Source organism: Croceitalea sp. W27 (genome assembly GCF_055693185.1).
The window spans coordinates 3,822,464-3,841,667 of sequence record NZ_CM146327.1 but is presented as its reverse complement, the minus strand read 5'-3'; the positions used below and the strand labels follow the sequence as shown (position 1 = coordinate 3,841,667).

Here is a 19,204-nt window from a genome sequence, read left to right as displayed (position 1 = left end):
TTGTGTCAATTTAGATTACCTGAAAGTACTTATCGCCTTAACAATTTAAAATCAATCCATATTTCATTGCAAATCAGAGATTTAAAATGAATTGAAAAAATACGAAATAGAGCAATGTTTGATTTAAAGCAGCACAACATTCGTTTTTTACTACACTAATTTTACAACAAATATTGAAACCCCTTATATGGAACGAAAATTCGAAAATGCGCTAAATAATATGTGGGATAAACTTGATGGTTGGTTGAACACCTTTGTTACCAACCTACCAAATCTTGTTTTGGCGATAGTGGTGTTTATAATTACAATACTATTATCTCGCTACATTAAAAAACTGGCTTACAGGTTATCGAACAGAAGCAATTTACAAGAAAGTATGAAACAGTTACTTTCTCAAATAGTAGCTGTGGTAGTAATACTATTTGGTCTTTTTTTAGTGTTAGGCATACTAAATTTAGGTAAAGCCTTAAACACCATACTAGCAGGTGCAGGTGTTGCCGGTTTAGCAGTTGGTTTGGCATTACAAGGTGCGCTGGCAAATACTTACTCGGGTATTATTCTATCGTATGTAAAGCAAATAAAGTTTGGAGATTGGATAGAGACCAATGACTATGAAGGAGAAATCGTAGATATTGATCTTAGGGTGGTTACCATAAAGCAGGTAGACAATAATTTGGTCTATATTCCTAATAAATTGGTGGTTGAAAATCCTATAAAGAACTACTCGACCACGGCTCAGTCAAGGGTTATTCTTAAATGTGGTGTGGGCTATAGTTCAGATTTAGAATTGGTCAGAAATATCGTAAAACAGACTATCGTTGAAAATTTTGAGGCAGTAGAAGAAAAAGATGATATCTTATTTTTATACAGGGATTTTGGTGACAGCTCTATTGATTTTGAAACTCGATTCTGGATCAACTCCACTTCGGCCCTTGAAGTGGCCAAAGCAAAAACAGAAGCTATGATTCTTATTAAGAAAGCGTTTGATTCGAATGGAATTAATATTCCTTTTCCAATTCGTACTTTGGATTTGCCTAAAGAAGTACTTGAGAAATTGAACTAGAGAATTTAGCTAATCTCGTTCAACCTCACTTTCCAATTTAAGTACCTTGCTGCCATCTCCTTGTTCTATAAAGAGGGCTTTGTTATCAGGTTCTCCATTTCTTGTAATTGTTGAACCTGAAATTTTTTTAGTAATACTTGTAGTATAAGTCTCCACTACTTTTCCCGAGGCGTATCCTTTACCCCATTTCCATCTTACCTGTGTTCCTTTTCTAATCATAACCAATATTTATTGGTGCACAACCCCTGCTTCTTTCTAGCTCAAAAAACAGGGTGATATGAAAATATCTGTTGTACACAAAATAACCAAACTAAAACCACAGTAAAAATCGATTTTTTAAAAAGAAAAAATGTTTGTAATACCTAGAAAAAATAGCGCTATAGACCAAATCAAAAAAATTAAAAAAGTCAATTTCTTTATCATTTGAAATAATTTACTGTTGCCCACAGTACTAGATTTGTAAAAAAAATAGAGATGATATTAGAATTACTTATTGGAATTACAATCGGTTTTGGTCTGGGAGTTTTAATCATGATTGTGGTAAGCGACTATACAGAAAAACAAGATGAACTTCATAATGACTTTGACGAACAAATTCACGAATCAGGCTTTATTGACATTCCTTTACAACACATGTATCACAACTATAGTCAGAAAAACCACAACCCAGAAGTTAAAAGAGGATTCTTAAAAAGAATTCAACGATTCAAGGCAAGAAATAGGTTCTATAGCTAAACCTTGGAGACCGATGCATTGTTTTTATTTTTGTAACTCTTAGGATTGCAATTGAATTTTTGTTTAAATATTTTACAAAAATAACTCCTACTCGTTAAGCCAACGGAATATACAACCTCAGATATGTTTAGGTCCGTTTCCCGTAATAATCTTTCGGCCATTTCCAATCGTGCATTCCTTACGTAATCGGCAACGGTCCTCTGATACAAAAACTTAAAACCTTCCTGCAGCTTCGCTGCCGCAAGCCCAGAATCTCTACTCAAAGATTCCACAGAATATTGTATTTGGGGTTTTTTCCCAATTTGATTTGCCAAATCCATTATTTTTTGAATCTCACGTTTAATAAGCTTGGTAGAATTAACCCTGCCATTTGTTTCTGTTCTGTACTGTTCAATATGGCTTGCCAGTATTAGAATACAGAGACCCTCATAATACAGAAGGCCAGATAGACTATCCACATATCTAGCCTTGGACATTTTTTTTACATAATCCGCTATTTCCAAGTTTAGTTGCCCTAAATGCACCAAATTATGCTTCCTATTTAAATCCATTAGAAAGGATTTCAATTTTTGGGCTATAAAAGTTGGATTTTCTGAATGTTTTATAAAATATGTATCTGTGTCTATACGCAATAGGTTCAACTTAATATCTGAATTTGCTTTTAATACCAATCCACCGGCAAAATCCTTTCCAGACTTTACAATAGCCGTCTGTAGTTCATTTAGTTTTACAAAGTGATTATTATGTTGTGTAGCATAAAAACTATCCCCTTGAAAGCAATATAAAAAATAAATGGCCTGATTATTTTCTGACGTTAATGGCAAATATGTATCCTCGAACAAACTAAGATTAAACTCTACAAAGAATAGGCCGTCGTCAAAATTTATGCATTTAACATCGCCAACACCTGCATCATTATCAACACTTAAAATATAATTTTCTCCTTCTTTGTGGATTTCCCCTTTAATATGAAAAGAAAGTTTATCCAATTCATCATATGCACGCTGCCTTCTTTTTTCCATTTTAAATTGATTTAAAGGTATTTTTTAACTCTTAACAATGTTGTTTTAGTTTAACCAAAATTAGGTGATCACCCAACTAGACATTAACACTTTTGAGGAAATGTTTAACGTATTAAAGGATAAAACAAAAAAAAGAAACTAAACTCTAAACAATTAATTTTAAACGTGTTACAATTTTTTTTTTTTGAGCTAACCAAAACCTATTTTTTTGGTTTAATTGCATCCATATTTTAATGTATGTTTTATAAGCTTTCAAATGCAGTTGAAAAAAATAAGATTGAGAAAGATTTGAATCTGAGATTCAAGTACCCAAATCTATATGCCCCAGACCTACTAATTGATGGTCTTACTGAGGCTACGATATCTATCGTGACCATGGAGGACAAAGATGAAATCAATTTAGCAATCTGGGGGCTAATGCCTCAAGACTATAAAGAAGATTGGAGCACTTTCCAAGAAATCTCAAATACGTTGAACCTTAATATCGATCAACTAAAAACTATTTCTTGGATGAAATCTGCCCTTAAGCACAGACGAGCACTTATTTTGGTCTCCGGGTTTTTCGCCTATCTCTTAAGAAAAGGAACTATATATACCTATTATGTAAGTCTGCCCGATGACAAATCTTTTTTTATTGGCGGAATATACAACCAACTTGAAGATGGATTCTTGAGCTGTTCGCCCATAACGACCAAAGCCGATAAATTTATCTCCAGTTTTCATAACGTTGATAATCAAATGCCAATAATAATTACGGAAAGTGTATTTGAAACTTGGATGTCTGAAGAGACAAGGGAAAACACTATAGAACAAATCATTAAAAATCCTCCAAGACTTAAACTACGTGCAAACCCAATAGCCAATGATTTCTTTAAAAATAAAATCGTATACAACTCACTGCTACAGCCAGTCTATTATGACGATATTCCAAAGGGAGGTTTGTCTAACTCCTAGATTTTAATTTTATTTTTTTTCTGTACTCCGTAGGTAAAATACCATAATGCTCGCTAAAAATCTTAGAAAAGTAGCTTCTACTTTTTATGCCTACTTTATATACCACCTCTGAAATGGAATAATCTGTGTTTTTTAGGTAGTCACGGGAAACCTCTAACTTGATTTTTTTCACATACTCATTGACCGATTTCTCATAAAGCATTCTAAATCCCAATTGAAGTTTTTTTGCGCTTAATCCAGATTCTTCAGACAGGATGGCTATAGTAATTGGCTCTGAGATATTATCTACAATGTATCCCGCTAATTTGTGAATTTTTCTGATATCCGATACCGATAACGAGTCTGATAATTTGTCTTCCGTATCAAACTTGTGCTGCTCCAACAGCTGCATAGCCAAAATAATATTGAGCCTGCCTTCTATGCTTAAGGCGTTAATAGCACCATAAGAATTATCTGAACGTATCTCCTTAACCTGATCAGCAATTTTGAGGTTAAAGTTTCCCAAATGCCTGTAAGGTAGGCTAACCGATTCATCTTTAAAAACAGAATGGATTACATCATTCAAATAAGCTAAATTGTTATGTTTCTTTTTGGCATATTGTTTTTTGAGAATATGGATTATGTTCACTTGTACATTTACCCTCTTTGGAAAAACAAGCGTCTTTTTAGATTGTTTTTTTGGAGAGATTATAATGTTTTGATAGCGTTCCAATTGCACTTCTTCTGGGTCTACCCCTTGAATATAGCCTAATCTTCCTTGCGAAATAAAGATAAATTCTAATGGGGGCTCTGCGCCAGTTTCATAAACAATCTTTATGTCGTTTGAAAAATTTACATCATAATCTATTAGTGATATTCCCCAATCAAATGAAATGGTCCTTATAGTTCCTTTGCCATGGATATTATTAAAAACAAGTGATTTTTCTCCCCATTTCTCAACAATCTCGCCTTGTAAAAAAGAATTTAATTGATTTAGTAAATCATCGATGGGATGATTTTTTAAAACAATCTCTTGCATAACGTTTTTTTAATCGTTGCAAAGAAATTGTAAGCAGTAAAGAGTGTTTAACAATATTGAAATTTAAACTAACAAAATCGGGTAGTTATTACAGTTAAATTGTTAAGCAGTTATTAAAAATCAAGCAGATTTACCTGCTTGATTTAACTTTCTATGCTTGGAAATATAGTGTTTAGGGGAGATTCCAAATTTTTCTTTGAAAATTTTGGAGAAGTAGCTTCTTGAGTTGATACCTATTTTATAAGTGATTTCTGTAATATTCAAATCAGAGTTCTCCATCAATTCTTTGGCCTTGTCCATTCTTACATCTTTAATATACTGATTTACAGACTTTTTAAACAGATGATTAAAGCCGTCTTGTAAAGTGTTTTGATTTAAACCAACACGTTTGGCAATATTAAGAATACTACCTAAAACCGCCATCTCTTCCTGAATAATAATACTTGCCTCCTCAATTTTATCTACAGTATTCTGTCTAAGGATCCTTCTACTATCGGGCTCTTTGGTATCGTCTAAATACTGTTTTAAGAAATGGGTAAGTATTTCATAAATTTTTCCCTCTTGAAAAACATGGCGCATGAAGCCGGTAAGTTCGGTTGTCGTAAATTCTTCAATGTATTTTGCAATGTCAAGACTGTAATAACCCTGATTAATTATGGTATTAACTCCATTGGCATCTCTAAAAATCTCTTCCAAATTATTATCCATTTCGGCGAGAAAGGAATCTATTTTTTCCTCAAAGGCTTTCCTGTCTATTCTAATTACAAAAAAACAACTAGGCGAATTCTTAGATATTTTTAGGCTATTACTATCGTTGAGACCGGCGCAAGCCATCATACTCTCTAGGTGCCTAATAGTTTTGTCGCTATCCCCAGAATGGGAATACCTTATTTCCTCTTCCCTATTGAATAAAATTACCAAAGGTTGAACAACTTCTTTGGCAAACGTGAGACATAACGATTTTTCAAGAGTACAATCAAACTCATAAGCGAAGATTCCGAAGTCAAAATCATAAGTTTTAATATATCCATGACCTATTTCCTTGGGAAAGGTTATGCAATATTTTTTATCTTCCTTTTCAAAATCAACGCCTAATTCATTGGCAACAATCTCAATAAAGCGTTTAGCGCTATTGTTGGTGATATGTATTTCTTTTTCCACATTCTCTCGTTGGCCCCAAATATACCACTATTATGCAGAAATTAACTCTAAATGCTTAACACTCAGAAGCTAATGAGTCAACATAAATATCGATAAAGCTAAGCGTTGCATATAGAAAGTATGACATTTGTAATGTGCTGATTAATAGTTAGTCAGACGAGAACCAAAAAAATTAATATATGTTACGTTGGACAGTTACTTTTATCATTTTAGCGGTTATTGCAGGGATTTTCGGATTCGGTGGAATAGCGGCAGGTGCAGCTAGTATAGCTAAAATTTTATTCTTTCTTTTTATAGTACTCTTTGTAATATCGCTTATCACTGGAAGAAAAAGATTATAAATCATAGTTAAACAAGTAAAAAACAAGAAATGAAAAAATCAATGTTATTATTTTTAATGTTAATGCTATCTGTACTAACATTATCGCAATGTAGAGAAACGAATAAGGATAAAGCTGAGGATGCCATTGAAGAAGTGGAAGATGGTCTAGAAGAAGCTGGCGAAGAAGTAGAAGATGCGGCAAAAGACATTAAAGAAGAACTTGATGATGCAACCGATGACCATTAAGTCTTAATATCAAGAAAACCAGCTCTGATGAATCCATCAGAGCTTTTTTTATGTCAAAAAGAAAAAAAACATCCAAACTCAAGGTTAAAAAAGTAATATTTTTCGGTGGATTTGCTCTTCTCGTTTTATTAATCACCCTAATCTTAATAGCAGTCGGAATTTACAGAGTATATTTCTAGGTTATCGTTCTTCACTTTTTCTTTTTTAAGTCAGTTAAAATATATTAACCCGTAGGGTTAGGTTAGCAGGTAATAGCCTGCTCTACGCCTTTCAAAAAAGTTTAAGGCAATCAATCTACCTTGTCAGAACCTCCTTCTAAAACATAAAAGCCGGTTACCTCAAAAAACTGTTTATAGATTATCATGGTCACTTGAACATCTAATTAAAATCTTAACATATGGTTTGCGACAATCCTTAAAGTAAATGGGTCAATCAAAACAACACTATGTTCATATTTTTGCTTTAAAATAAAGAACATGAAAAAAATACTATTTTATTTACTTTTAGCAGCGACCACAACAGTAAGTGCGCAAACAATTTCAAAAAACGCCTTAGGATTAAGAGTTGGTGATAACGATGGTTTTGGAGGTGAAATTTCTTATCAGCACTATTTAAAAGAAAATAACCGATTAGAGTTTGATCTAGGTTTTAGAAGCTCTAATAATGTAGATGCATTTAAACTTGTAGGGCTCTATCAATGGGTGATGCCCATAGACGGAGGCTTCAATTGGTATGTAGGGGCCGGTGCAGGTCTAGGCTCTTTTGATGCTGGCGAAAATGACGGAACATTTGCCTTAGTTGCAGGTGATTTGGGTATAGAATATAATTTCGATTTTCCTTTGCTTCTATCATTGGATATAAGGCCAGAACTCGGATTTAATGATCAATTCTCTGATGATTTGGATTTGGATATCGCGTTAGGTATTCGATATCAATTCTAAAATAAAAACAACGAACAAAAGGGCTAAATAATTTAGCCCTTTTTTATTCCCTATTGTTTTGAAAAAAAGAATAAAACAACTTTTACTAATTAGCCTGGTAATAATTACATTCTATATGGTCTTCGTTGAGCCAAAAAAAATAATTCCAAAAAGTATTGAAAAAGAAGTTTTAACGGCCCTTTCGTTTTATCCAGAACTTAGGCAAGTACCAATTGAGTTTAAATTCAAAAAAAATATTAAAAAATCTGTCATGCTCGCTCAACCAACTTTAGGGAGTATTTTTAAGAGAAAAGACCAAAGAGGTTATAAGATATTAATTAGCGAAAAATTTAAAATCACCGGTAAAGAATTTAAAACTATAGAAGTTCCATCGGATATTTTAATAGGCTGGGTTGGACATGAACTTGGCCATATAAAGGATTATCAAGAAAGAAGCGCTTTGAATTTAATAGGTTTTGGAATAAGATATGCTTTATTAAAAGAGCATGTAAAAAAGGCAGAGAGAGCCGCAGATTCTTTTGCTGTAAGCAAAGGAATGGGTGATTATATCATAAGTACAAAACGTTTTATTCTTGATAACGCCGATATAGATGAAAACTATAAAAACAGAATTCAGGAATACTATCTATCCCCAGAAGAAATTATGGAAATGGTCAAAAAAATGGATTCAACAGGCAACTAACTCTAGACGGATTCCTTTACGAAATTCTCCCATTCTGTAAATCTTTCTTCTTCCATCACACGTTCCATTTTCACTTGCCCTCCCTTTTTCTTATTAGCACCACTCCATTCAGCAAACGTATCAGGATTTGTAAAATGAACTTTAACACCTTCTAAGGCTTTACTTCTTGCCACTTTATAATTTTTGTTCGCACTTTTAAGGTAATCATCAAGAGCCCTAGCAACTTTTTCTTCGTCAACGGCCGTATCAGAACCTAAATACCAAGTGTGGTAAAAACCATCATCATAACGTTTTGCGCATAAAGTGTATTCAGGTATTTTGAGATTAAATTCTTCTTCAAGATTTTTTAGCGCATCGTTTAATTTATTTACTGAAAGTTGTGACCCAACGGTATTCAAGAAAAATTTTGTTCTCCCCGTTATTTTAATTTCAGCTCTTTCGATATCAGTGAATTGAATAGTATCACCTATAATATAGCGCCAAGCTCCCGATACAGTTGATATAATCAAGACATAGTCTTGTTGCAACTCCACTTCATCTAAAGTACAAGAAGGTGCATCGTCGGTCAATGACCCATCTTGGTTTACGTATTCAGGTTTGAACGGAACAAATTCAAAATAAATTCCATTATCGGTAATTAATTTCATGGCAGAAGTCTCAGGGCGACTTTGAAAAGCTATAAATCCTTCAGAGGCCAAGTAAGTATCGATAATCTGAATAGGTTTGTCCAATAAGGCATTAAAACTTTTTTCGTAGGGGTCGAACGCTACACCACCTGAAGTATATACTGAAAGGTTAGGCCAAATCTGATGAATGTGGTCTAGATTATTGTATTCAATTACTTTCTTAAGCATCAATTCCATCCATGATGGTATTCCACTTAAAGCTCCAATATCCCAATTTTTAGCCTGTTTTGCAATTTCCAATACTCGTGCTTCCCAGTCATCGATTTTGGCAATATCCTCTCCCGGTTTGTAATATCCCTTAAACCAAAAGGGAATATTACTGGCACTTATACCGCTTATTTCACCTTCTTGATGTTCTCCTCTTTCTTCTAAATCTGTAGAGCTTCCAAGCATCATAATCTCTTTTTCGAAAAAATCGGCAGGCAAGTCAAAATTTGATAGTGCCAGAACCTGCTTAATTCCTGCGTTTTTTATTGACGAAATCATATCATCGGTAACGGGAATGCGCTTACTTTTTTTACCTGTCGTACCAGAGCTTAGAGCAAAATACTCTGGATTCCCAGGCCAAGTAATATTTTCTTTTCCATCTACAACTTCTCCCCACCATTCTTTTGAAATTTTATTGTAGTCGTGATAAGGTACAACTCGAGCATATTCACTTTGAAAATCCAATGAATGCAGTATGCTTTTAAAACCATATTTGTTTCCAAAAGTTGTATCGGATGCAGAAGTCAATAACTTCTTTAAAACAATTTTTTGCTCTTCAACGGGGTAACTATCCGAAGATAAGTTATCCGTTAAATCTATTACTCCTTTTATGATGTTTCCAATAATTGCCATCCTTTACCTTCTTTTTTTGTCGCTACTTTTTGATGTTAACCAAAAATATATGCTTTCTACAATTTTGATTTGTTCGATTACTATTTTGATTAACTGGTTTACTACTAGTAAATGTTCATTTTTGGACTGAATACAATTAAGAACAGTATTTATAGCATATTTTTTTGTTTTTGCGACAGAACATTATTTCAAGTCCACCTACAATTAATTAAAATTCAATTTTTTAAATTCCATAGCATTGTTTTAGCCCACCATTCTTTTGCTTTACTACATTATCCGTTTTGTTACTAAAATCTGTAAACTTTTAGTAAGAAATTTTCAGTGTATCTGAAATGCAAGGAGTTTTATAAAGAATGAAGAATCCATATTTATCGATAGAAATTGCATCAACAAATGTTAAAAAAGATAGATTTTGAAGTGTTTGCAAATAAAAAAGTTCAGAAAGGCTGAATTCTCTGAGACTTAATAAATACCGGTGATTGCGAAAGGATTACCACAGGTTTTCCTTTGCGCTCAATGTTGCAAATAGGAAACCCAGCAGCTTTCGTCGATTGGCTTTTTATTTATCCCAAAACCCATTCTGAAGTTTGGTCTTTCAATAAATAAAAGAACCATGCCGAGGGGCTTGGTTTCCTGAGTGTCGTGATCACGAAAGGATTCGAACCTTTGACCGTCTACATAAGAGGCAGATGCTCTATCCAGCTGAGCTACGTGACGTGTTTTTTCAAGTGTAAATATGATGAGCTATTGAACAAGTTGAAAAATATTTACACTAAAAACTTATCAATTAAAATATCAACTAACTCAATCACTGCCTCTCAAATCTTTCTTCTATAACTAAAATAACAATTCGCATTTTACGTGCTTCTTCACTCCAAGAAGCGCTATTTCTCCTCTGTTAACCCTCTCATTTTTAATTTTTATTTAAAAGTGGAAGGAAACATTATCTGGATGGAAAATCAAAAGTCCAAATTGGACGTGCATACAAAAATTAAGTAAGTAGGTTGTATAACAATTTTTTAAAAAGTGTCCTTAATTGTGGTAAAACCATCCATTTAATCCAATGAATATTTTATAATTGAATTAAATGTAATGTTCATTTTCAGTTTTTCTTTTTAAGTATTGCTATATTTTAAGTAAATGTCCTTCTATATCACCTTTAAAAAATTTATCATTTTTCCAAATTAGAATTTCAGCATGTTTACCTTTTTTCATACTGGAATCTACACTATAAATTAATCCATCAAAATGAGATAAAATTTTATTCATAGAAGTATGACCTACAACTATATGATTCATACCTATAGCATCTAAGATATGTTGTGCTTTCTCTTTTGTAAATTCTTTGTCTCTAAAATAACCTCTATACCATATTGGACCTTCTGATTCTATCATAAATTTCAAGTCCCTATTTTTTAACACTTTTCTTCTATCATGGCCAATAATATTGTAGCGAAATAACCTATTTATGGTAGTAATATCGTATTTCCTATCAGCAAATTCAGGTGAAAAACCTGCATGAGCAAAGGCAATATCATTAATAGCTATCGCAACAGGTTTAGTTCTTATCCATTCTCCTAATAGTGTTTCTTTACTATAAAGCTCTTTATGTTCCACTCCAACTTGTTTGGCAACCCATTTATATTTTTCATGAACATACCTATCATTTCCTTCTAAAATCATTACTTCATGGTTGCCCAATAGGTAATGTACTTTACCTCCTGCTTTTTCTGCTTGTTGTTCTAAATTGTAAATAAACCATAGCGTTTCTGTTACTTTGTCACCTCTATCAAAAATATCACCTACAATTACGAAGTGTCCTGTGCCAAAATTCCATTTTCCATTTTTTGTAATTATTTTATTTGCCTTCATCAGCCTTATAAATAAGTCATGCTGACCATGTATATCACTTAAAACAGCAATTTTTGAAACCCCTTTAAATTTCTGTTCATTATCAATAAAAATTGAAGGCTTTATTTTTATGTATTTTGATTTAAACTCCTTGCAGGTTTTAATTTTTAACCTTCCAAAATCGCTATTTGAAAAAAATTTCGTTTGTAATTTCCCTTCAAAAATCCATTTTACTTTTACCGAATCTTCCTCATAAAAAATGTATGGGCAATCATTAATTTCTTTGACAACAAGTTTACCCTTTGAAGTTTGAGCATGAATAATTCGATAATTCGTATTAAATAATAGTATCGCTAAAAGCAACTTCACCCCATATGTAAGCCTCTTTTTTTTAATTTCTAATATACTAGTCTTTAGACCCTCCATTTCGTGTATTAGATGTATGTATTAAATTTCCTTTTGGATAAATATTGACTTAATTTCTCCTATTAATTAATTTCAATATCGATTTTAACATTCAGTTACTATTTTAATTCTGCTTCTGCTAGAGTAACTAGTAGGGCTAACTTAATATTTTTAGCCCCATCGATATTAGTCCATTTTTCATCCAAAGAATGAGCTCTACTGCCTTTACCTCCCCTACTTAGGGTTATGGCAGGAATATTTTTAGCAATAGGGATATTGCTATTTGTAGAACTTGTTCTTAATTTAGGAGAAATACCTAGGTAGTTGGCACTAGCAATAGCCATTTGAACCAATTTTGAAGTAGCATCAGCTTTTCCAGAAGGTCTATTACCAATTGGCACTAAAACCAATTCTACTTTATCTTTAATACCAGATGCATTGTACTCATTTTCAGCAGCTTTCATACTTTCTTTAAAAATAGCATCTATCTCTAGTAACCTCTTTGGGCTCAAAGAACGCATATCTACCTCCATCCAAGATTCAAATGGAATTGAGTTTACAGATGTTCCACCACCGATTACACCAATATTAAACGATGTTTTTAATCCGTCTTTAGATGTATATTCTGTAGCATTTTTTGTAAAAATGTTGATTGCCTTGCCAAGCGCATGATGTGGATTTGCTAGACCAAAAGCTCCCCATGAGTGTCCGCCTTTACCTTTAAATATGGCTTTGTATCTTTTTGAACCAAGTCCACCATTAATAATTCTTCCCGGAGAACCACCATCGATAGAAATCCATGAGTCAATTGTTACATCAGAAGCATCACTAAATAAGTGTTTTACACCTCTTAAATCACCCAAGCCTTCTTCACCTACAGTACCTATAAAATAGATATTATTTTTTGTTTTAATTTCCGCATCATTCATAGCTTTAAGAACAGTTAGAATCATGGCCAATCCGCGAGTATTATCACCAATACCAGGAGCAGTATAAGTGTTTCCTTCAGCTTTTACTGTTACATCCGTTCCTTCAGGAAACACAGTGTCCAAATGAGCATCCAACGCAATGTTCTTATCGCTATCGCTTCCTTTTCGTAAAGCAACAACATTACCCTCGCTATCTATCCATACTTTATCAACTCCTATATCATCGAAAAGCTCCTTCAATTTTTCAGCACGTTCTGCCTCTTTAAATGGAGGAGCGGGAATCTCGTTTAAAAGAATCATGTTAGCGATAGTGGCAGGTTCTTCAGAATCAACTATTTCTAATGATTTTTTTACTTTTTTGTTTTTCACAAGCTTGGTCATCACCTTATGATATTTCTTATCGACTTTTAATTCTTGAGCCGTTGAATAACCTAATGTAAATGCATAAGCTACAGCTAACAAGGTGATTTTAATCTTCATGCTATTGTGTTTATTATTAATTTCTAAAAGCCGCAGCCCTTCCTTTTTCAGATTGAAACATGCCTCTACTACTGTGTCCAACGCTTGGTACAATAGCAAAAGATTGATTTTCTTCAATAACAGGACCATAAAAGTCTAACAAATGGTCAAAATAATTAACACCCCTTTCAAGTCTATCATCTCCTTGTAAAAGTGCTTCGCAATCTCTATCCAATAGACTAGCATTTGGGTCATTATCTTCTTGCCCTACTAAGTACGTTACTTTTCTTGTTATGAGTCTTTCACGTATTGTTTCAGCCCCTCCTCCGGTTTCTCGTAAATAAGTAAATAACTCATCTAAACCATACTTATACTCGTTATAATTAGAACACGAAGTAGTTGATACTGCAAAAGTGTTTTGAGTTCCTGACACTTTTCGCTTATCATCCATATAAACATAAGAGCTTGGATTATTTACAATAAAGCTCAACTCAACACCATAACTATTTTGGAGTTCATCTACGATAGGTGACGAAGCTGCATATCTATTTACATATTGCCCACCAGCAGAATGTCCAGTAAAAACAATCTTTTCTAAGTTAGGATATTCAGCAATTTTTAGCATTAATGAATCCATTACAGTAAATGAAGGTATGCGTTCAGGTCTAGGGTTTGAACTCTCATTTCTAGAATTTGCTCCTGTCTTCCATGTACTTTCCCAATAAATATGTTCATCGTCCAGAACAAATTCATTAATATCATCCTCTATGACGAATTGAGGGGAAACAATTAAAATGGTATCTAGTTGTGTAGATTCCATTTCTGCTGCTCCAAGCATACTTCTGTAATAACTACCTGCATTTCTTCTTGCCCCTTGTAACACCACAACTGCACGTTTTATATTTTCATTATTGGTATCTCTAATGTTATCTACATTGGAGAAATAAGGGATTTTTAGCGTACTTCCTGTTTCACCTGTAAATGTGAATTTTTTATCTCCTATAAAATCATCAGGGTCATTAGGGTCATTCGATTTTGTATCGTCATCTGTTGGTCCGATAGTTACAGCGACAATATTACCTGTACCAGATGCATTAGTAGTAAGAAAACCTTCTTTATCCTTTATTCTAAAGGATACAAATCTATTTTCTGTGGCTTCTTCATTGAACAATACCCTTTGTAGAAGAGTAACATCCGTTAATGCCTGACCATTTGTAATCGTAAAAAAACTTGAACTTGGTAATTCAAAATCTTCCCCTTCAACAGCACCATTGTCATTTGGAACTTCAATTTCGTAACCCACAGTGATAGTTTCCGACGTTTTTGGCCCTTCATATCTAAGATCTACAGTCAACGGTTGATTTTGGGACCTATTAATGGTAAAACTTTGATTTGTAAAATATAATCTCTGTTGTGTTTCTGATGGAATTGTTGGTTCTAAATCTGAGCCATCACTACTATTATCGCAGCTCAATAAGATTATGAACGAGACTACGAATACTATTATTTTTAAGTTTTTCGTTTTCATAATTTCTATTTCAAATAAACATGGCTTGTTTAGTCATACGTTTAAAATAGGCCTAGCTCAACAAATAAACTAGGCCTTGCTAATTAACTAACTCAAACAAATTGGGTTTAGGGTATTATTGTATAAATGTTACTGTAAATTCTGGAGTATCATTTGGGTTAGTATCTGAAAACCCTTCAGCTTCTCGACCAACGGAAGTACCGGATGGCGTAGCACTTGCTCCAGTAGCTATCATAAAGAAATTGATACTGTTACCAGGTATCCAATCTGGGTTATCTATAATTTCTTGAACAATACTAGATAAATCTACTGTACGCTGTGCCTCTGTTTTATCTTCACCAGAAGATGTAGACCATTCTTCAGTAATTGTCCAAACTACACTAGCTGTGGTTTGTGTTCTAGTTGATAAATTAAAAGCTGTATCAGTATAAGGTAAAGCATTACCAACTGCTTCTCCATAAATGGTTAGCTCAACAGGTTCAGTACCGTTACTACTATCAGCAGTAAATTGAATATTTGACCCTATTACGGTTGCTCCCTGAGGAATATCAACATTAATAAATCGTAAACCTATGGTGGGAAGTCCGTCTCCATCATCCGGCGAAAAACCAGTATCTAGTTCTCCTAGTTCTAAGTCTCCACTAGTCAGATTCATTTGACCATTAACTGTAGATTCTTCTACATCGTCCTCCTCCACAGCAATTGGAATTAATAAAGTAGTCGCATCTATCATGAATTCATCCACACTGGTTGCTAACAATCCTTCAATTTCAACAGTTAATGGACCATCTGTTGCATTAGCTGGTACTTCAACAGTAAGTTGTGTAGTACTTGCAGAAGTAACCTCTGCTTCTGCCCCATTAAATGTTACAGCATTCTGACTTGCGATAGCGCTAAAATTTGTTCCCGTGATTGTAACCATATCACCAGGTACACCTATCGAAGGGTCAAAAGAGGTAATAACAGGAGCAATAGTAAAATCATTATCGTCTACCTGACCAAAAACAGTTACTGTCAAATCACCCGATAAAGCTCCGTCAGGAATTGTTACGATTAATTCTGTGATTGTAGCTGCAGTGACTTCAGCAACTATACCGCCAAAGGCAACAATGTTATCTGGCAAATTCGAACTAAAGTTATCACCTGTAATAACAACAGTATCACCAGGAAATCCGCCTGTTACACTTAAGTCTGTAATTACAGGAGCACCTACGACATTAAAATTTGGACCTTGAATAGTTGTTTGACCAATAGCAACAGAAATAGCTCCTGTAGTCGCCCCTTCAGGAACAGTTACTGTTAATGCTGTACCATCTTGACTAGCCTCATCAACAATTGCCGGAGTTCCGTTGAAACTTACTCTGTTATTGCCACGAACGCCACTAAAATTAACACCTGTAATAACCACCGTAGTTCCAATATCCGATAAATCTGGACTAATGGCGGTAACAATATGCGTTGAACGCTCTTCAGGGATTATTCTAAAATCTGGTTCATCCTCGCACGACAAAATACTTATTAAACCAATTAAGGTCAACGATGCAATTACCGTTATTTTATAATTTAAATGTATTTTTTTCATTTTTAAAATTTTATAGTTTTTACTTCTAAAAACACCTACTTATTCAGGTATGTAAACCAACATTTGATCAAAATAAATATCTTCAGAACCGCTATCAATATTTGTTTCCATAATCAAAGTATAAGAAACTATATCTGTCAAAAAACCAGTATCTGCAAGATTCCATCTTTCTTCAAGTCCATTATCTATATCAGTTCCACTTATGTTTAATAACTCAAGGGTTTCAGAGCTTCCATCCGCTCTTTCGATATTTGCTATGATAGTAAGATTATCTCCACTTTCGTGATCAGATTCGACTGGGTAATATTGAATTTGAACTCCAGATGTTGGATTTACTGTATTGTCAACAGTGACCGTATCGAACGTAAGGCGCAACAAGCCATCGATATCCTCTATTTGGTAACCTTGTTGACCATCAACAAAAGCACCTCCAACGGCTTCGGCATCCGTACTTACACCTATTCTTTCATTAGTAAATCCTGAGTCATCGCCTTCAAAAAACACTTCGGTTCTAAACCCAATTTCATCATCTACTCCTGTGCCTATAGCCGTATACTGTACAGCACGTTCGCCAGGATTGTTGACCAATTCTTCACTCTCGGTTACTCCTCCCGGTTTCGTATATTGTTCGTCATTACCAAAAGGCTCTTCAAAAGATGTCCCTCTTAGCTTTTTAGGAGGTGGTAAGAAAAAAGAAAAGCTAAAATCCACAGCTTGCCTTCTAGCAGATGCAAAAATCTCATTTGCTGTATCACCTCCAGTAGGTGTATTAGTGTCCGCATCAAATGAAGGACGCCCTCCTGAAAAAATACCATCTGGTGTTGTTATGGTTGCTAAAAAACGTAAGGATTCTGCTGTGTCTAAATCACTTAAGCCAAGATTCAACGCTGTTAGCACCTCTTGTCCTGTGAATGAAATTGTTCCTGGTAAAGAATTCAACACTATAAAATTATCAACAACAATATCTCCGTATATTAATGTCAGAGCATATGAAATAATATTATTATTAGGATCTATAATTTCTGCAGAGAAAACTGTTTCATCAAAACTTAGCAAGTTGAATCTTGTTGTTTCTAAATCTTCAGCAAACTGGGCAAAACCTCCACGAGTAAAATCTTCTTCAAAAATATCATCAGTTCCATTACATGATATTCCGAAAACAAATAAAATGAGTATATATATTTTTTTCATAATTGTATGTTTTAGTCTATGAAACCAGCTGGGTTAGTATCCCAAAATACTTGGGTAGTTATAGGCCTAGGATTTACATTGGTGTTACTATTTACGGCATCAGTTGGGTATGCAAATGTTCTCGGAAAAGGCGCTCCTGTTTGCTCTACAGGGGCTTGAAGGCTCGAAGGAAAACCTGTACGTCGGTACCCATTATACGCTTCTGTTGAGTTGCCATAAGAAGCGATATAATATTCTTCTAGAACAATATCTAGTTTACCTACATTATCTGCAGCCTGGAAAGCAGCTAGCACCTCGTCTACATAAGTATCAACATCATCATCGCTAGCAGCAAAGTCTAACCCTAATGCAACGCCATCCGCAAAATTCAACACCTTATCCATTGATTTTCTAATGCCTGATTCCAGAAATGTTGCAGCATCGTCAGAAGTGCTTAATGAAATTGCAGCTTCCGCTCTTAAAAAATCAACATAAGAAGAAAGTAACACTGGTAAGATACCTGCACCTCCTTGATTGGGAGCATCAACTCCAAAAGATGGATTATTATTATCAAAAGCACCTCCTGATGGATAAAGACCATAAATAGCCCTAAACTCTTGGTCAGATGAATTAGGTCTTAAATCACCATGGTCCCTACCTAAATAAGAGTTTCCTAAATAGCAAAAATCGAACATCGGGTCATTAACACAAGGTATAGAAGAAGCTATTGGGTCTTGGTCTGACTGTCTAAAAATATAATATCTGATTCTTGGATCAGGTGCCGATTTACCATTTAAAAGTAAATTCATAAATGAATTACCCATATAAGTAGCCTGACCTCCCACAATATATCCATCAGTGAAATTCGGATGTTGACTCAAAGGGTCTATTTGTGTACTATATCCAAATTGAAAATCATCATCAATCGATTCAATTAAATTATCTTCGGCTATTAGGGAATTAATGGCAGATTGGTCGCCCATATTTACATACATTTTCAGTTGTAATGAATTCGCCAATCTAATCCACTTTTCCCTATCACCCCTATAATACAAGTCGTTAACTGGTGCAGGCGTTCCTGCGTTTAAATCATCAATGGCCTGATCGAGTTGCTCAAGCATAGCACTATAAACAGCTTCATCATCATCCAGTATGGGATTAATAATACCCTCAGCTGCCTTATTAGCCTCAGAAAAAGGAATATCTCCAAAATAATCAACCATAGTTACTGTAGCAAAGGCCGTTATAATTCTTGAAGCGCCTCTATGAAAACGCAAACCATCATCATTGGCTACTAAGCCATTTAAAACTTTAGCATCTTGAATAAAAGTGTAATAGTTTGTCCATTCGCCGTTCAAAACACCTTGGTCAGAAACTTCTGAATAGGTGTTGTTCAATACCTTATAACGCATTACTTCGTCTGTGGTACGTTCAATATCTTGCATAAAATCTGCAAACTCTATTTGAATATTATTTAATAAAAAGCTAGGGTCTGCATCTTCAGGTGATAGAAGATTAGGATTTGTTTGAAATGGTTCATCAAATTGTGCCAATTCACATGATGCAAACACTACTGAAATTAATAAGATTATTATGTTTATTTTTTTCAT

Annotated in this window: 18 protein-coding genes and 1 tRNA gene; 7 read left to right on the top strand and 12 right to left on the bottom strand. The window is 34.2% G+C overall.

Annotated elements, in window-relative coordinates:
* Nucleotides 1-187 precede the first annotated feature (187 nt).
* A complete protein-coding gene (locus ACZ1GR_RS17555) occupies nucleotides 188-1,063 on the top strand; it encodes a mechanosensitive ion channel family protein (protein ID WP_472610146.1) in 876 nt (291 codons plus the stop codon).
* A gap of 9 nt (nucleotides 1,064-1,072) precedes the next feature.
* Here ACZ1GR_RS17555 and ACZ1GR_RS17550 read toward each other — a convergent pair whose 3' ends face one another.
* The gene (locus ACZ1GR_RS17550) at nucleotides 1,073-1,282 is read right to left on the bottom strand and encodes a hypervirulence associated TUDOR domain-containing protein (RefSeq protein WP_472610145.1); all 210 of its coding nucleotides are present in this window, start codon (nucleotides 1,280-1,282) and stop codon (nucleotides 1,073-1,075) included.
* A 255-nt stretch (nucleotides 1,283-1,537) separates the two neighbouring features.
* On the opposite strand from ACZ1GR_RS17550, the gene ACZ1GR_RS17545 reads away from it, so the two are divergent.
* Nucleotides 1,538-1,798 carry a hypothetical protein gene (locus ACZ1GR_RS17545; protein ID WP_472610144.1) on the top strand — a complete coding sequence of 87 codons (261 nt, stop codon included), beginning with the start codon at nucleotides 1,538-1,540 and terminating at the stop codon, nucleotides 1,796-1,798.
* Here the strand turns inward: ACZ1GR_RS17545 and ACZ1GR_RS17540 are convergent.
* Complete coding sequence (locus ACZ1GR_RS17540; RefSeq protein WP_472610143.1) at nucleotides 1,795-2,820, bottom strand: helix-turn-helix domain-containing protein; 1,026 nt, start codon at nucleotides 2,818-2,820, stop codon at nucleotides 1,795-1,797. The genes ACZ1GR_RS17545 and ACZ1GR_RS17540 overlap by 4 nt on opposite strands.
* Nucleotides 2,821-3,057: 237 nt before the next feature.
* Between ACZ1GR_RS17540 and ACZ1GR_RS17535 the strand changes: the two genes are divergently transcribed.
* Nucleotides 3,058-3,774 carry an SOS response-associated peptidase gene (locus ACZ1GR_RS17535; RefSeq protein WP_472610142.1) on the top strand — a complete coding sequence of 239 codons (717 nt, stop codon included), beginning with the start codon at nucleotides 3,058-3,060 and terminating at the stop codon, nucleotides 3,772-3,774.
* Here ACZ1GR_RS17535 and ACZ1GR_RS17530 read toward each other — a convergent pair.
* Complete coding sequence (locus tag ACZ1GR_RS17530; protein WP_472610141.1) at nucleotides 3,764-4,792, bottom strand: helix-turn-helix domain-containing protein; 1,029 nt, start codon at nucleotides 4,790-4,792, stop codon at nucleotides 3,764-3,766. The genes ACZ1GR_RS17535 and ACZ1GR_RS17530 overlap by 11 nt on opposite strands.
* Before the next feature lie 120 nt (nucleotides 4,793-4,912).
* Complete coding sequence (locus ACZ1GR_RS17525) at nucleotides 4,913-5,953, bottom strand: helix-turn-helix domain-containing protein (protein ID WP_472610140.1); 1,041 nt, start codon at nucleotides 5,951-5,953, stop codon at nucleotides 4,913-4,915.
* Between the two features lie 179 nt (nucleotides 5,954-6,132).
* On the opposite strand from ACZ1GR_RS17525, the gene ACZ1GR_RS17520 reads away from it, so the two are divergent.
* The 4 genes from ACZ1GR_RS17520 (at nucleotide 6,133) to ACZ1GR_RS17505 (ending at nucleotide 8,144) form a co-directional block, all read left to right on the top strand.
* Nucleotides 6,133-6,294 carry a DUF1328 family protein gene (locus ACZ1GR_RS17520; RefSeq protein ID WP_472610139.1) on the top strand — a complete coding sequence of 54 codons (162 nt, stop codon included), beginning with the start codon at nucleotides 6,133-6,135 and terminating at the stop codon, nucleotides 6,292-6,294.
* 62 nt (nucleotides 6,295-6,356) lie between these two features.
* Nucleotides 6,357-6,521, top strand: coding sequence for a hypothetical protein (locus ACZ1GR_RS17515; RefSeq protein ID WP_472610138.1), 165 nt, complete (start codon nucleotides 6,357-6,359; stop codon nucleotides 6,519-6,521).
* Between the two features lie 476 nt (nucleotides 6,522-6,997).
* The gene (locus ACZ1GR_RS17510) at nucleotides 6,998-7,462 is read left to right on the top strand and encodes a hypothetical protein (protein ID WP_472610137.1); all 465 of its coding nucleotides are present in this window, start codon (nucleotides 6,998-7,000) and stop codon (nucleotides 7,460-7,462) included.
* A gap of 58 nt (nucleotides 7,463-7,520) precedes the next feature.
* A complete protein-coding gene (locus ACZ1GR_RS17505; protein ID WP_472610136.1) occupies nucleotides 7,521-8,144 on the top strand; it encodes a hypothetical protein in 624 nt (207 codons plus the stop codon).
* Nucleotides 8,145-8,146: 2 nt separating this feature from the next.
* Here ACZ1GR_RS17505 and ACZ1GR_RS17500 read toward each other — a convergent pair whose 3' ends face one another.
* The 8 genes from ACZ1GR_RS17500 to ACZ1GR_RS17465 all read right to left on the bottom strand — a co-directional run bounded on the left by ACZ1GR_RS17500 (nucleotide 8,147) and on the right by ACZ1GR_RS17465 (nucleotide 19,204).
* Nucleotides 8,147-9,670: a GH3 family acyl-acid amido synthetase gene (locus tag ACZ1GR_RS17500; RefSeq protein ID WP_472610135.1), complete on the bottom strand. Its 1,524-nt coding sequence runs from the start codon at nucleotides 9,668-9,670 to the stop codon at nucleotides 8,147-8,149.
* Between the two features lie 643 nt (nucleotides 9,671-10,313).
* A tRNA-Lys gene (locus ACZ1GR_RS17495) sits at nucleotides 10,314-10,386 on the bottom strand.
* Nucleotides 10,387-10,795: 409 nt separating this feature from the next.
* Nucleotides 10,796-11,947, bottom strand: a complete 1,152-nt coding sequence (locus ACZ1GR_RS17490; protein ID WP_472610134.1) for a metallophosphoesterase — start codon at nucleotides 11,945-11,947, stop codon at nucleotides 10,796-10,798.
* Between the two features lie 98 nt (nucleotides 11,948-12,045).
* Nucleotides 12,046-13,335: a M20/M25/M40 family metallo-hydrolase gene (locus ACZ1GR_RS17485; RefSeq protein ID WP_472610133.1), complete on the bottom strand. Its 1,290-nt coding sequence runs from the start codon at nucleotides 13,333-13,335 to the stop codon at nucleotides 12,046-12,048.
* Between the two features lie 16 nt (nucleotides 13,336-13,351).
* A complete protein-coding gene (locus ACZ1GR_RS17480) occupies nucleotides 13,352-14,842 on the bottom strand; it encodes an alpha/beta hydrolase family protein (RefSeq protein WP_472610132.1) in 1,491 nt (496 codons plus the stop codon).
* Nucleotides 14,843-14,957: 115 nt separating this feature from the next.
* Nucleotides 14,958-16,424, bottom strand: a complete 1,467-nt coding sequence (locus ACZ1GR_RS17475; protein ID WP_472610131.1) for an IPT/TIG domain-containing protein — start codon at nucleotides 16,422-16,424, stop codon at nucleotides 14,958-14,960.
* Between the two features lie 39 nt (nucleotides 16,425-16,463).
* The gene (locus ACZ1GR_RS17470) at nucleotides 16,464-17,615 is read right to left on the bottom strand and encodes a hypothetical protein (RefSeq protein ID WP_472610130.1); all 1,152 of its coding nucleotides are present in this window, start codon (nucleotides 17,613-17,615) and stop codon (nucleotides 16,464-16,466) included.
* Between the two features lie 11 nt (nucleotides 17,616-17,626).
* Entirely contained in the window at nucleotides 17,627-19,204 is a 1,578-nt protein-coding gene (locus tag ACZ1GR_RS17465) for a SusD/RagB family nutrient-binding outer membrane lipoprotein (protein ID WP_472610129.1), read from the bottom strand.

Coding starts and splice junctions, on each gene's coding strand:
- ACZ1GR_RS17555 (WP_472610146.1), top strand. CDS start 188: ATGGAACGAAAATTCGAAAATGCGCTAAATAATATGTGGGATAAACTT.
- ACZ1GR_RS17550 (WP_472610145.1), bottom strand. CDS start 1,282: ATGATTAGAAAAGGAACACAGGTAAGATGGAAATGGGGTAAAGGATAC.
- ACZ1GR_RS17545 (WP_472610144.1), top strand. CDS start 1,538: ATGATATTAGAATTACTTATTGGAATTACAATCGGTTTTGGTCTGGGA.
- ACZ1GR_RS17540 (WP_472610143.1), bottom strand. CDS start 2,820: ATGGAAAAAAGAAGGCAGCGTGCATATGATGAATTGGATAAACTTTCT.
- ACZ1GR_RS17535 (WP_472610142.1), top strand. CDS start 3,058: ATGTTTTATAAGCTTTCAAATGCAGTTGAAAAAAATAAGATTGAGAAA.
- ACZ1GR_RS17530 (WP_472610141.1), bottom strand. CDS start 4,792: ATGCAAGAGATTGTTTTAAAAAATCATCCCATCGATGATTTACTAAAT.
- ACZ1GR_RS17520 (WP_472610139.1), top strand. CDS start 6,133: ATGTTACGTTGGACAGTTACTTTTATCATTTTAGCGGTTATTGCAGGG.
- ACZ1GR_RS17515 (WP_472610138.1), top strand. CDS start 6,357: ATGCTATCTGTACTAACATTATCGCAATGTAGAGAAACGAATAAGGAT.
- ACZ1GR_RS17510 (WP_472610137.1), top strand. CDS start 6,998: ATGAAAAAAATACTATTTTATTTACTTTTAGCAGCGACCACAACAGTA.
- ACZ1GR_RS17500 (WP_472610135.1), bottom strand. CDS start 9,670: ATGGCAATTATTGGAAACATCATAAAAGGAGTAATAGATTTAACGGAT.
- ACZ1GR_RS17490 (WP_472610134.1), bottom strand. CDS start 11,947: ATGGAGGGTCTAAAGACTAGTATATTAGAAATTAAAAAAAAGAGGCTT.
- ACZ1GR_RS17485 (WP_472610133.1), bottom strand. CDS start 13,335: ATGAAGATTAAAATCACCTTGTTAGCTGTAGCTTATGCATTTACATTA.
- ACZ1GR_RS17480 (WP_472610132.1), bottom strand. CDS start 14,842: ATGAAAACGAAAAACTTAAAAATAATAGTATTCGTAGTCTCGTTCATA.
- ACZ1GR_RS17475 (WP_472610131.1), bottom strand. CDS start 16,424: ATGAAAAAAATACATTTAAATTATAAAATAACGGTAATTGCATCGTTG.
- ACZ1GR_RS17470 (WP_472610130.1), bottom strand. CDS start 17,615: ATGAAAAAAATATATATACTCATTTTATTTGTTTTCGGAATATCATGT.
- ACZ1GR_RS17465 (WP_472610129.1), bottom strand. CDS start 19,204: ATGAAAAAAATAAACATAATAATCTTATTAATTTCAGTAGTGTTTGCA.